General features: G+C 45.2%; 11 protein-coding genes. 7 read left to right on the forward strand and 4 right to left on the reverse strand.

The genetic code is table 11. The features are described from left to right. Positions 1 to 5: 5 nt before the first annotated feature. A complete protein-coding gene (locus J0A67_RS07990; protein WP_241265118.1) occupies positions 6 to 2,630 on the reverse strand; it encodes an ABC transporter permease in 2,625 nt (874 codons plus the stop codon). Between the two features lie 3 nt (positions 2,631 to 2,633). Further along, a complete protein-coding gene (locus J0A67_RS07995) occupies positions 2,634 to 2,978 on the reverse strand; it encodes a PadR family transcriptional regulator (RefSeq protein WP_206568786.1) in 345 nt (114 codons plus the stop codon). Positions 2,979 to 3,462: 484 nt separating this feature from the next. On the opposite strand from J0A67_RS07995, the gene J0A67_RS08000 reads away from it, so the two are divergent. Next, positions 3,463 to 6,147 carry a ligand-binding sensor domain-containing protein gene (locus tag J0A67_RS08000; RefSeq protein WP_206568787.1) on the forward strand — a complete coding sequence of 895 codons (2,685 nt, stop codon included), beginning with the start codon at positions 3,463 to 3,465 and terminating at the stop codon, positions 6,145 to 6,147. Continuing rightward, positions 6,144 to 6,554, forward strand: a complete 411-nt coding sequence (locus J0A67_RS08005; RefSeq protein WP_206568788.1) for a response regulator — start codon at positions 6,144 to 6,146, stop codon at positions 6,552 to 6,554. Before J0A67_RS08000 ends, J0A67_RS08005 begins: the two co-directional genes overlap by 4 nt. Before the next feature lie 456 nt (positions 6,555 to 7,010). Here J0A67_RS08005 and J0A67_RS08010 read toward each other — a convergent pair whose 3' ends face one another. After that, a complete protein-coding gene (locus tag J0A67_RS08010) occupies positions 7,011 to 7,913 on the reverse strand; it encodes a DUF3078 domain-containing protein (RefSeq protein WP_206568789.1) in 903 nt (300 codons plus the stop codon). 45 nt (positions 7,914 to 7,958) lie between these two features. Between J0A67_RS08010 and J0A67_RS08015 the strand changes: the two genes are divergently transcribed. From J0A67_RS08015 to J0A67_RS08030, 4 genes are all read left to right on the forward strand, one after another. Further along, entirely contained in the window at positions 7,959 to 8,234 is a 276-nt protein-coding gene (locus J0A67_RS08015; RefSeq protein WP_206568790.1) for a YidH family protein, read from the forward strand. 3 nt (positions 8,235 to 8,237) lie between these two features. Then, positions 8,238 to 10,019, forward strand: a complete 1,782-nt coding sequence (locus J0A67_RS08020; RefSeq protein WP_206568791.1) for an SLC13 family permease — start codon at positions 8,238 to 8,240, stop codon at positions 10,017 to 10,019. Positions 10,020 to 10,300: 281 nt separating this feature from the next. After that, a complete protein-coding gene (locus tag J0A67_RS08025) occupies positions 10,301 to 11,308 on the forward strand; it encodes a hypothetical protein (protein WP_206568792.1) in 1,008 nt (335 codons plus the stop codon). A gap of 54 nt (positions 11,309 to 11,362) precedes the next feature. Next, positions 11,363 to 12,466 carry a formylglycine-generating enzyme family protein gene (locus J0A67_RS08030; RefSeq protein ID WP_206568793.1) on the forward strand — a complete coding sequence of 368 codons (1,104 nt, stop codon included), beginning with the start codon at positions 11,363 to 11,365 and terminating at the stop codon, positions 12,464 to 12,466. A 60-nt stretch (positions 12,467 to 12,526) separates the two neighbouring features. Here the strand turns inward: J0A67_RS08030 and J0A67_RS08035 are convergent, their stop codons facing one another. Beyond that, complete coding sequence (locus J0A67_RS08035) at positions 12,527 to 13,114, reverse strand: riboflavin synthase (RefSeq protein WP_206568794.1); 588 nt, start codon at positions 13,112 to 13,114, stop codon at positions 12,527 to 12,529. A 108-nt stretch (positions 13,115 to 13,222) separates the two neighbouring features. Between J0A67_RS08035 and J0A67_RS08040 the strand changes: the two genes are divergently transcribed. Then, the gene (locus tag J0A67_RS08040) at positions 13,223 to 13,882 is read left to right on the forward strand and encodes a protein-L-isoaspartate(D-aspartate) O-methyltransferase (RefSeq protein ID WP_206568795.1); all 660 of its coding nucleotides are present in this window, start codon (positions 13,223 to 13,225) and stop codon (positions 13,880 to 13,882) included. The last annotated feature ends 119 nt before the right edge of the window (positions 13,883 to 14,001 follow it).

A 14,001-nucleotide genomic window follows, 5' to 3' on the forward strand; every position in this document is an offset into this window, starting at 1 on the left:
GGGAATTATTCCGTTTTGAGGCTCCTCACAGGGTTCATCAGTGCAGCTTTTAAGGATTGATAGCTAACAGTCATTAATGTGATCAATACCGCGCCAAAACCAGAAGCAGCGAAAATCCACCATGAAATTGGTGTTCTATACTCATAATTTTCCAACCAGCTACTCAGATAATGATAAGCGATCGGAATAGAAATCAAACTTGAGATGATAACAAGCAATGCAAAATCTTTGGACAACATGCTCCATAAATTGACTACAGAAGCCCCCATGACTTTTCTGATTCCAATTTCTTTAGTCCGTTGTTCTGCGATGAATGAAGCCAATCCAAAAAGCCCGAGACAGCTGATAAGCATGGCAAGTCCAGCAAAGGCCGAGGTCAGTTTGGCAATCCGCCTTTCGTTATCGAAATTTTTGCCATAATCCTGATCAACAAATGAATATTCAAAATCATTGGAAGGATCGTATTTTTTGAATACAGTTTCAATCTTACCTAAAGCTTCGGTTGGGCTTACATCCGGATTAATCTTAATGTGCACCATATTCACCCGCTTATAGTTGAGAAAGAAAAGCATTTGCTTGACAGGAGAATAAGGAGACTGTGTGACCATGTCAGTGACTATCCCGATAATTTTATATTCTCCATTATTTCCCCACTTGAGTGATTTGCCAACGGGATCCTCCATTCCAAGGTATCTCGCTGCTGATTCATTGATGACAAAAGCCATCGAGTCAGACGCAAAATCCCTTGAAAAATCCCTGCCCTCCAAAATCTGCCAATCAATCATTTCCCCGAATTCATGGGTGACACGAAGCGTAGCAAATTCTTCTGCCATACCAGGATCTTTGCCCTCCCAAGTAAAGCCGCCATTTGTAACATTCGTTGCTGTCAAGGGGGAATCTGTCAGCGCCACTTCTTTTACTGCACCTGAGTTTTGCAGATCATTTCTGAAGGCATCAAAATGCTCCCTAATCCCTGCCGCTCTGATAGGGGCTGAAACCACGCCAATATTGTCGTATCCGATGGGGCGGTTTTTGGTAAATTGAATTTGTTTGAACACAATCAAGGTTCCAATGATGAGAGTGATCGAAACCGTAAACTGAGCCACCACCAGAATCTTCCGGGGAATTGCCGAAAAACGACCGGCCTTAAATGCACCTTTCAAAACTCTGGCAGGATGAAATGATGAGATGTAAAATGCCGGAAAACTTCCGGCGATCATTCCTGTAATGATCGTAAAGCAAAGACCAATCATCCAGAAATATGGATTCGACCATAGCAGGTCAATTTGCTTGCCTGAAACCTCGTTGAACCAAGGCAGTGTCAGTTGAGCAAGAACAAGTGAAAGGAAAAATGACAGGACCACCACCATCATTGATTCAGTAAAAAACTGATTGATCAATTGAATCCTGATCGACCCGAGTGTCTTGCGAATGCCAACCTCTTTCGCTCTTTTTTCAGAACGGGCAGTGTTGAGGTTGATAAAGTTGATGCAGGCAAGCATCAACACAAATACGCCAACCAACCCAAACAACCAAACATATTGGATCCCGCCTCCAACAGATACGCCATTCTTAAAATCAGAATACAAATGCCAGCGGCTCATGGGATGGAGGAAAATTTCGGGTTTAAACCGGTCATCGTCATCACCCGCGGCCACTACAGCATTCAATTTCACATCTTTGATTTTGAGAGACACGGTATTCATGTCGGCATTGTCTTCAATCTGGGCGATGGAGTGAAACCAACTATTTCCCCAATGTGTCCGTTCTTCCAGATTTTCACTTGATACATACAGGTCCCAAGGGGCTATGAAAGTAAGGTCATGAAAACTTGAGTTTCTCGGCAAGTCTTCATATACCCCAGTCACCATTACTTCCAATTTGTCGTCCATCAGAATGGCTTGTCCAAGGGGTGGTGAGTCGCCAAAAATGGCCTTTGCTGCGGATTCTGAAAGTAAAATGGAATTGGGATCGTTGAGGCCAGCGCGGGTTCCCGACAACATGTTGAGCGTCAACATTTCTGTCACCTCGGGCTCCATAAAACTTCCCTCTTTCCTCACATCTTTATCTTCGAATGTGAATTTGTGCGATCCGTTCCAAGAGCTCATGATCACATACTTAAAATCACTTTCATAGCGATTTCGGAGTTCTGGAGCAATCTGCCTAGCCTGACTCCACCAAGTCTCTACCTCGCCGTTGAAAGTCTGATTTTGTAAGACCTGTGCGATCTTGTCATAGTTTTCGAAATTCTTGTTGAAGGTCAATTCATCACGCACCCATAAGGCAATAAGAATTGCAGCAGTAAGCCCAACAGCAAGACCGCTTATGTTGATGGCGGAGTAAATTTTATTCTTTATAAGATTTCTCCAGCCGATTTTGAAATAACTCTTGTACATGCCATAGGGGGTTAAATGTTGGTAAGGTTTTCTTGGGTGAATAATGCCTGGCCGAAAGAGTAGCAGCACATCCAAGATGAATTTCCAGTCTGCTTGCCGCTTTCCCAGAGTTTTGAAATTCCGCTCGTAGACTTCCATCAGGTCGCCTTCGATGTAGTCCAGCATTCTGGGGTGGCAGTACCAGCGGAAAAACCTGAGAAAGAGCTTGGGAGGAAAGGGTTGTTTGCTATTCATCTTTCATATGCCTCCCAAGTTCGCTTGCCAAATCGTTTTGGGGATGGCAGACCAGAGCTCATCCCGGGTATCCTTGGCGTGTTGAATGGCTTTCTTGCCCAAAGCGGTGATTTCAAAATAGCGCCTTGGACGCCCTGCTCGTTCCTCAGTGGATTCTCCGGAAAAGGACTTGAGATATCCTTTATCTTCCATCCTATTGAGAGCAGTATGCAATGCACCCATACTCACCGTCCGTTTAAGCCTGGCTTCAATCTCATCTTTGATGGCCACACTGTATGCTTTGTTGTTCAGAATGCCTACAGTCAGCATGACGATTTCTTCAAACTCCCCTAGTTGATAATCTTTCATGGCAAATAATTATATCTAAATGTAGGAGAAATATCAGTGCCAAGAGGAAATGGCCACTCATGAGCTTAGAAGGGTGCTTTGAACTTCAGCGCCGCACGAATGTGAACAAATTTGTCCGCTGAAGGACGTTGGAAAAAACAGACGATGGGATAGGTCTCCTAAAGCGCATTCCTGAGCAGGTTGAACATGCGTGTCCAAATGCACCCAGACAAAAAGTCTTGGAAATCGCCTATAAGACCTGGGCTATACCCTACATGGCTAGTCGTTCTTCAGCTTCGGCAATCAGAAAGCTCCTCTATTTTACTGATTGGAGAAAAGCATGGCAAAAAATATTTTTAAATCCCCAATCCCTTGCTAGTTTAACGCTTCTTACCAAGAAAAACCACGAACTTTAATTCAAGCTATCCCAAACACCCAAAAAAGCCCATGTCAAAATTTTTCCCGGTGGCGCCATAACCACTCAAACAACCGACCCACACCCACCTTGAGCTTCAAGTTAGTTTACGGATTCTCATTTTTCGCCTTGCTTCAGCTGCTCATCCTGATTTTGGGGGTTCAAGTGGCATTGGCGCAAAAGGACACTTTCGTCCCGGATTCTTCCGGTATTGCGAAGGACTATGTCATGGAGTTTTGGGACAATACCATGGGACTTCCACAAAATGCCGTTTTTGCGCTTGAAAAGGATAACTCTGGCTATCTGTGGATCGCCACTGAAGAGGGCTTGGTCAGATTTGATGGAGGGTTCCCAAAGGTTTTTGACCAGGAGAACTATCCTGAGATGCTGGAACAGACTTATTATGCATTTTTTAAAACGCCAGCCGGAATTTGGGCGAGCTCAGACCGCAGCATCGCCCTTTTGGAAAAAAATATCAAGAAAGTTATCGATTGCTCGGAGATCACGGAAAAAACCTGGATCAGATCTATCGTCGAAAATGGTGAAGGCGGCCTTCTGATCGGAAACCAAAAGGGACAAATCCATTCCTGGACTGACGGAGTGTTTAGCCTTCTGGATTTTTGGAAACCAAGTGTAAAGCTTGAGATCCTTGGCTTTTTCTCCTTGGAAAATTCGAAGCTGTTGGTGGGTACAAACCGGGGGCTATATGAACTCGACCTGAAATCCAAACAGGCAAACCTAGTGTCTTCGATAGATTTTTCGGCTCAAAAAATATTTGGGACCGTCGGTTCCATCCATGTGTATTCACCAGATTCGGGGATTTTTCGACTCAAGGAAGACTACAGTTTGGAGCAGCTACTGACCTATGAGCAGTCCAAGGGTATCAATCCCAGTAGTCTCGTTTTGGACTCGGAAGGCAAAATATGGGCAGGCTCACTCGAAAAAGGCCTGATATTAGTGGAAAATGGAATCCCGCGTCATCTTGACTACCCCGAGCTCAAGACTTATTCCGTCAGAAAAATCATCAAAGAAGATGAAAATTTGTATCTGGGAACCATGGGAAAAGGTTTAGCCTTGCTAAAACCCGCCAGGGTCAAGCAGTTGAATTCTGCAGTTTTGAAGCAAAAAAACATCAAAGCCATCTTTCAGGCTAGTGATAGCAGTGTTTGGATTGGCACCAAGTCGACTGGGCTATACAGAGTCAAGAGCGAAACAACCAGCTCATTGACTACGGCTGAAGGCCTCCTTCAGAATACAGTCACCACGATCGGATCGTCGAAGGGGAAAATCTATTCCGGGAGTGTCGCCGGAATCACCGTGATCGACATGGATTCGGGTAAAGTCATCGGAAAAATTACCCAAGAGGACGGTCTCACCAGCAACTACGTCTATGCCGTGTACGAAGACTCCCGCGATTGGCTGTGGATATTGACTAGATATGGAGGGATCCACTACCTGGACGAAAATGGGATCTTGCGAAAGGTCAGTCTGCCCGAAACCTTTTCCAATACCAACTTTGTCAGCATCCTGGAACTAAAAGACGGCCAAATTGCCGTTGGATCCATGAATGGTGGTTTGTTCAGGATTTCTTCCAAGGGAGAGTTTCTCCAGAATCAGGTACTACCCCTGACACCGGGTGAAGACGTGATCTATAGCATCTACGAAGACGAAGGCGAGGATTTGTGGTTTGCCACACACGGCGGGATCGTGCTGTTGAAAGATGGGGAGTTCAAAACACTGAAAAAGCGAAACGGTTTGAAGTCCCGAAGCGTCTACAGCATCACGCCCGACAGAAGCGGCGGAGTCTGGACTAGCAACAATTTTGGAGTCCAGTATTTTTCGAAAGACGAATTGGAAAGGTTCAAATCATCTGCTGTCAAAGATTTTTTCATTGCCGGCACGCTGTACGACAAAGGACAAGGAATGCCAAATTCGGAGGCCAATGGTTTGATTTTCCCCGCCGCGATAAGGGATTTCTCCGGAAAAGTATGGATTCCAACTGTGGAGGGTGTCGGCGTCATCCAACCCTTTACTATTTCGGAGAACAATCTTGCACAATCGGGATTTGTATGGGATGAGCTCCAACTGGGTGATCAAAAGATACCTATCGGAGAACGGGTCGTAATTCCCGAAGGGGTTAGAATGTTTCAGGTTTCGTTCAGCCTTATCGATTTTGAAAACCAGGCCCAGTATTCCCTATTCTATAAGATCGACAACAAAAAGGATCTCTGGCAACCCATCAAAGGCCAAAGGCAGCTTATTTTCAATGGCCTCAAACCCGGCAGCTATAATCTGGAGGTGAAGATACTCCGCAACGGTAAACTGGAGCAGCACGCGTCCCTACCAATAGTAGTCTCCGCATCCGTGACAGAAACCACCGCCTTCAAAGTCTCCTTTATCGTCGTATTGATTCTTTTGACGATCTTCTTTGTGAAATATTACTTCAACATCAAGTTGAAAAAGAAGTTGGAAGCGATGGTAAGCCAGAGAACCTCGGAGTTGAGAAGTACCAATGAACAACTCAGGGATGCTCTTGGGGAAATCGAAAACCAAAATAGCGTTTTAATGGATATTGCATGGAACCAATCCCATCTGGTTCGTGCTCCTCTTACCAAGGCTATGGGAATCAACCAGCTCTTGATCAAGTATCCCCACTACACTGAAGTTGGCAAAAGCAAAGAGGAGCTTGAGATTGAATTGCTGGAAACTCTGAAAAAACTGGATCAAATCGTAAAAGAAACCCACGCCAAGTCCGAAAACCTAAAAAACAAATGAAGGAAAGCCAAGCGAGAATCTATATTATCGATGATGATCCGGGAGTGTTGTTTCTTCACAAAATCATGGTCAAGGAAGGGAAGCTTAGTGACGACCCCATTACCCACTCCGATGCCGGGAAGGCATTTGAGTCCATCCTTCTTCTCGATAAGCACTCCAGCAGGATATTGGTTTTTCTCGATATCAACATGCCGCATATCGACGGGTGGGATTTTCTGGATCTTTTGGAAAATAACGTCAACCATGCCGATATCAAGGTCATCATGGTCACTTCTTCCTTGAGCAAAGCGGATCGGGAAAAATCCAAGGAATTTGCCAGAGTTATCGATTTCTGGGAAAAACCCATCGATGAGGAGCAAGTTGCGGTTTTGAAATCCAAGTTGGGGGACTGGCTTCTAAGTTCATAAAACCGCAATCCTCGTCGACTAATCTTGCCATTGACTCGTTGGTTTTCATCTGCCTCTGGTGGCTTTTTAGCCATCTCACCCCCGACACCAGGACAGAAAAATCCCCAATATTATTGATACCCAAGAATCCAAATCGGAATTCTTGAATTGGAAAATCTCCAAATCGAGCTATTGATTCGACAAAACTTCTCGATGACAAATGCGCTTAAACGAGAATAAAAACCTACGTTGAAAAATCGAAAAATTGAAATTTACCTGAGACCGCATACCATTGCATCCTGGCTGAGCGTTCTAATAAAAATTGAATTATTCCATGGTGGGAAAATAAAAAAGCAGGAGAAAATCTCCTGCCCTTTATTTGAAAACTAAACCAACTATTATTTAACTACCACAATGAATTCAAAAATAATACAATTCTATATAAATCAAAATCCCAAAGAATAATTTGTATTTTTTTTATTTCTTCTCAGGAAAATTTCCCCTTTTGAACGCCAAACCGATCGACAGACCCTGGCTAAATTGTATTTTTTCATCTTGGTCGATATCATAGATCGTAAGCGAGGTCAGACTGACATTTACCGCATTGGTGATTTTTGCGGTGAGTCCGAAGTCCAGTCTGTGATCGATCGTGTCAAATGCCAAAGTTTCCAGATTGGCATACATCATGTACCTCATCGTCAAAGCAAGGTTCTCCGAAATTTTCTTATTCCAGTCCGCCTGTATATTGAACGCAAGCCACTCTTGTCGCACGGTCTCTCCAATGTCTACCCCATAGTTTTCTTCTACGTTCAGATACAGATCAGTATCAGTGACAAAGGTAAATCTCGGAGCAAACGGTGACAGTCTGAGGCTAAACTCTGGATTGGGCTTGTATTCAAAACCCAATGAGGTCGTCAAATATCCAGGATTGAGAAACTTCGAAATCAACAGCCGAGGATCCTCGTCAAAATCATAACCCGGCGCGAATTGACTCAGGAAATTTACCCCAAAATAGACATTCCAGTTTTTGCCGATGGCATAGCCTACCTTGGAATCGATAAAGATGCGGTCATTCGACTTTCGGCCGTCTTCATCTTCGTTTTTCACGATACCGTAGATTAGATCCAGGGTATTGTCCCAGGACCATTTCTCCTTGGCATAGTTGGCCCTCCCAAGAAGCGTCGCACTGAAGGCAATCGAATTGACGCCCCCACCAGTCCAGTTGCTGCTAAAAGAGGCTTGGTTGATATTAAGTCCACCACCGATTTCTTTCAGCCAGTAGGTAGTGTCGACAGGAATTTTCATGGCGGAATCCAGATCCTGAGCGGCAGTAACTCCACATGTGACAAAAATTAGAAAAATTGTAAATAACTTCTTCATTAGCTTTGGATTTAGAATAATGCGCCTAAAATAAGAAATAGAACTATGGAAAAAGACTTTGAACAAGAACTAATAGTCAGAGATTACTTGGCCCGCCAGCGCACCTCCCTTGCCAATGAACGGACGCTTCTTTCCTATATCCGGACTTCCCTCTACTTTTTGGTTTCTGGCACGGCCCTTTTTGAAGTTAACAAACTTGCCCATGTCAGCCAACTCGGCTATCTGGCTTTTGGTTTGAGTTTTGCCTTTTTGGGAATAGGAATCTTCAATTATTTCAAGGTGAAAATGAGATTGAAGAAAGGAAACTACCTCACGATGTAAGTTATGGGTTATGAAACCGAGTTAGTACTTGGCATTATTTTTCTTGCGGTCGTTTTATTTTTCACGGAAAAATTCACCGTAGACACCGTTGCGATCGGAATCATGGTTCTTTTCATGCTTTTGGGAATCCTGGACCTCAAAGAAGGCCTGGCAGGTTTCTCAAATTCCGCAACTATCACAGTTGCAGCGATGTTTGTGATTTCCCATGCGATTTTTAAGACTGGAATTTTGGACCAAATCAGCATGCTCCTTGGGAATCAGGCCAAAAAAAGTGAGACTACTCTCATCCTGAGTCTGATGTTGACATCAGGTCTCTTGTCCGCAATTATCAACGATACCGCAGTGGTCGCCTTGCTGATGCCGGCTGTACTTCAGGTATGTGACAAAAACCAAATCCCCCCATCCAAGCTCCTGATGCCCTTGTCTTTTGGGGCGCTGATGGGAGGAATTTGCACACTTCTGGGGACGAGTACCAACATCTTGGTCAGTGGCATTGCCGAAGAGGCTGGCCTTCCGCCCTTCGGCGTATTTGAAATGTCCGCAATGGGATTGGTCTTTCTAGCCTCCGGAATTCTATATATGGTAACCGCTGGCAAATGGCTACTCCCCTCACGAAATCCTAAGCCAGAGTATACCGACAACTACAATCTGGGAAACTATCTCATAGAACTCACCATTACCGAAGAGTTTGAGCAGTCACAAGAGCCAATCTTAAAGCAAAGGCTTTTCAAGGACGGGGAAACCAAACCCCTTCAGATCATCCGGGAAGACGGAACTCGAATAAAGGTGTATCCCAATACCGTAGTCCTGCCGGGAGACACCATCCGGGTAACGGTAGACCAAAAACATCTTGCCCGCCTAAAAAAGACCAAAGGAGTGGAAATCAAGGCCGAATTGGACTGGGATTCTCAAATCCCTGCCAACCAGGATGAAAAGATTTTCGAGGCTATTGTGACCCCCAATTCATTTCTTGTAAATGAAAGCATCAAATCGGTCAGATTCAGAAATATTTTTGATCAGGTCTTGGTCATCGGGATACGACATCGCAAGGGACTTTTGGACAAGTTGATTGCGGGCTCAACCCTGAAGTCTGGGGACGTATTGCTGCTCCAAGGCACCGAGGAAAGCATTCATTCCATTCAAAAGTCTGATGACCTACTCCTCATATCGGCCAGAAAAAACATCACTCTGAATAAGACCCAGGTGGTATTGACGCTGGGGATTTTGGGGCTAGTGATTGGTCTGGCAGCCTTGGGGATATTTTCGATAACGCTCTCCGCAAGTGCAGGCGCCTTGGCCATGGTCATTCTTCGATCCATCACCCCAGATGAAGCTTATAAGGCTATAGATTGGAAGGTAATTTTCATGCTGGCTGGTGTATTGTCGATGGGCGCTGCATTGGAAAAAACAGGCGGAGCCCAGCTCATCGGCGAAGGAGTCTTGGAGCTATTCGGGACTTTTGGTCCACGGATAGTTTTGAGCGCGATCTTCGCCTTGACATTCCTCCTCACCAATGTGATGTCCAACAATGCTACCGCTGCATTGCTGGCTCCTATCGCAATCAGCGTAGCAACGGCTCTGGAGGTGGACTCCAGACCGCTGTTGATGGCAGTCACCTTTGCTGCAAGTCTAAGCTTCATGACCCCCATGGGATACCAGACCAACACGATGATCTACAACCCCGGAAACTACCGTTTTTCAGATTACATCAAGGTCGGGACCCCGCTCAACATTCTTTTTTGGATTATTGCGAGTATGCTCATCCCCGTATTTTTTCCATTTTAAGGGCAAACATTTATCGATCACCAACAAATTTTCCCATCAACAACTCCATTTTTTTTTCTCTTCGAAAATCGGTTAATCAAAATCGAACTTGCTATGCATTTTTTTTAGCCAATCCTTTCTATGAATATTATTGTTTTGTATAATTAGTTGTTTCCGAAATATATTTAATTATTATACAGGGACATCAGAATTATATTCTTTCAATTATTGAATCTATCCAGCATATTACATATATTAAAGTACATATTTGTAGATACAAACCACTGATTACGACTTTCAACATGGCGATCTCATCTTCGATTCAGGCCCAGTTTTTTCTGACGCTCAAATCTTCAATCCCGTCCTACGCTTCCTTAGTCGACGAAGTCGCAGAGACACTTAATGTAAGTATGGATAGTGCCTATCGGCGGATCAGAGGAGAAAAACTTTTGGATTTCGATGAGTTGAGAACCCTCTGCCAGCGGTTTAATGTATCCCTGGACAAATTCTTCAGCATGAACTCAAACTCCATCATTTTCCAGGGGAAGACCAATTCCTATCAAGAAGGAAGTATGATGGAATGGATGGAGGATGTGCTTTCACAGCTCAATCTCGTCAATAGTTTCAGCCACAAGCATGTGTATTTTCTTGTCAAGGACATGCCTCCCTTCCACCACTACTACCATCCGGCGCTCGCAGGGTTCAAGTTTTTCTTTTGGATGAAATCAATCCTATTATTTGAAAACCTAAAGAATGCCAAATTCTCCATTGAGGACAATCATTTTGAGAGATTCCGCGAGGTCACCCAAAAGACTATCAAGGTCTATAATCGTGTGCCGACCTCTGAAATATGGAATGAGGAAGGCCTCAATACGACGCTTCGGCAGATTGAGGTTTACCATGAAATGGGCATGATCAAGCACGTGGAAGACACCATGAATCTCTACAAATGCGTGCTTGAAGTCATTGACCACTTGGAAAAAATGGCTGATGCAGGACGAAAATCCATTCTCGGGCAGGCCCCAACGGACGATTGCGCAGAATACAAAATGTACCTCAACGAAATCGTGTTGGGGGACAATACCTTCATGGCAGAGCTGGGCGATTCCAAAATCACCTATCTCAACCACAGCGTGATGTATTTCATCGGGTCGATGGACAAAAAGTTCAATGATTCCATGTTCAAAAACTTGGAAAACCTGATGAAAAGATCCACGCTGATCAGTGGAACCGGTGAGAAAGAAAGAAAGCAGTTTTTCAACAAACTCCGCAAAAAAGTCGAATCTAAGATGCTGATGATGGAAGTTTGAGAGAATTCGGGAGCCAATCATGGCTAGAACCTCTTTTTAGAGTAAATTTCACCCATGAAATATCCCAGCTCGATAAAATTTTTGTGCCTTGCTGCACTTTCATGGGCGACCATCGCCTCCTGTGATTCCCCCAAGCAAACGGAAGAAAGCAAGGCGTCAACCAATAACCAAATCACTTTTTCAGATCCTGAGCCCCCGAAAAAGGAAGCTGGAATGGCTTGGATTCCCGGAGGTAAATTTACCATGGGAACAAATGAAGCGGATGCCTATCCTGCCGAAAAACCTGCAGTAGAGGTCGAAGTCTCTGGCTTTTGGATGGACACACACGAAGTTACCAATGAAGAATTTGCAAAATTCGTGGAGGCTACTGGCTATGTAACCGTAGCGGAGCGTAAGCCTGAATGGGAAGAGCTTAAGAAGCAACTGCCTCCCGGCACCCCAAAACCCGACGAGTCTGTATTGGTGCCTGGGGCAATGGTTTTTTCGCCGCCTGCTTTTCCCGTTCCTACCGACGACATCTCACTTTGGTGGAAATGGGTGGAGGGTGCCGACTGGAGACATCCCGAAGGACCTGGAAGCAGTATAGAGGGCAAAGAAAAGTATCCGGTCGTGCAGATCTGCTTTGAAGATGCACAGGCCTATGCCGAATGGGCGGGCAAACGTCTTCCCACAGAATTTGAATGGGAGTTTGCATCTCGCGGTGGCATGAATGGAAAACGATTTGCCTGGGGCGATGAACTCAATCCCAGTGGACAGTATCTAGCCAACACCTTTCAGGGAGTGTTTCCTCATAAAAACGAAGGAACTGATGGCTACATCGGAGCCTCTCCTGTTGGTTCCTTTGCCCCAAATTCATTCGGACTGTATGATATGATCGGAAATGTATGGGAATTGACCTCCGACTGGTACGATGCCTTGAAATTTGCCAGACTGGCAGGCCAAGCTCCTAAGTTGGACGCTAACATGAATCCCTGCTACAACCCCGACAATCCCTACGCAATGGAACGGGTGATGAAGGGTGGCTCCTTCCTCTGCGCGCCAAACTATTGCGTAAACTACCGCCCATCGGCTCGACAAGGCACTTCCTATGACTCCGGATCATCCAACGTCGGATTCCGCCTAGTCAAAGACGTACAGACAGTCGCCAGCCTTCAGTAGGCAGTCCTCAGTAGGCAGTGTGTAGTTCTCAAAACTACAAACTGCTACCTGCCCACTGAGTCAATACCCCTTGATCATTCGGGCAATGTATTTGCCCACAATGTCAAACTCTAAGTTGACAAGGTCTCCCACCTGAAGCTGATGGAAATTGGTATGCTCAAAAGTGTAGGGTATGATCGCAACCGAAAATCCACCAGGCTTGGAATTGAAGCAGGTTAGGCTGGTGCCGTTGATGGTTATGGATCCCTTCTCTACAGTCACATTTCCTGTGGACTGATCAAACTCCAGATCAAATACCCAAGAACCGTTTTCGTCGCTGATCCTTTTTACCGTCCCTGTCTGGTCCACGTGCCCCTGGACGATATGCCCATCGAAACGTCCATTGGCCGGCATGCAGCGTTCCAGATTGACTTTCTTCCCAACTCTCCAGCCTGCGAGGTTGGTTTTGCGGATAGTCTCGTCAATTGCCGTCACTCGATACGAATCGGGACTGACCTTGACAACCGTCAGGCAGACGCCGTCATGGGCCAGAGATTGGTCGATCTTGAGCTCCTGGGCAATCTCCGACTTCATGTCGAAATGAACGTTGCTGCCTTCCTCGGTGATCGCTTCGACAATCCCAAAGGACTCGATTATTCCTGTAAACATGACTGAATTTTAAACTTCGATGAATCAAATGGATAAGCAAAAAATGCCTTTCCGGGTTCAAAGTAAGGCAAATATTCATTTATCTTCGACCACCAAAACCCTCCAGGCATGCTAAAACTCGAAGATACTTACCTACACAAGGGAAAACGTCGCGCCCTCGTCGCCGAACTCCGTAGAAAGGGTATCCAAAGTGAAAAAGTACTGGAAGCTATCAACACCTTGCCCAGGCATTTTTTCTTTGACACGGCATTGATCTCACATGCGTATGAAGACAAGGCCTTTCCGATCGGCGAGGGTCAGACCATTTCCCAGCCTTACACAGTTGCATTTCAAACCGAGCTTTTGGACGTGAAATCCGGGGATAAGATCCTCGAGATCGGTACCGGATCAGGCTATCAAGGCAGTATTCTACATCTATTGGGGGCAGAAGTCTACACCATCGAATACCAAAAAAAACTGTTCGAGGCCACCCAGAGATTCCTCAAACGATTGGGAATAGAAATGCATCTCTTCTATGGAGACGGCACTGAGGGACTGCCACAGTTTGCTCCTTACGACAAGATCATTGTAACCGCCGGGGCCCCTGTTGTCCCAGAGGCACTTGTCAACCAACTCAAGATAGGCGGCATTCTTGTGATTCCGGTCGGAGATCGCAAGCGCCAAGCCATGGTCAAGATCACGAAAAAGTCCGCCAAAAACGTTGAAAGGGAGGAATTTGACGGCTTTGCATTCGTTCCGCTTTTGGGCAAAGATGGCTGGAAACACTAGCAAATCAGGCCCTTAACCTCCATCTCCTCTCCTCCGCTACATTAGCCGGAAACGACTTAGTTTCAGAATATTATTTTGACTAATGTTTTTCAGATATTGTAAACAGAATTTTATTTCTA

Source organism: Algoriphagus aestuariicola, assembly GCF_017254835.1.
Lineage (GTDB): Bacteria > Bacteroidota > Bacteroidia > Cytophagales > Cyclobacteriaceae > Algoriphagus > Algoriphagus aestuariicola.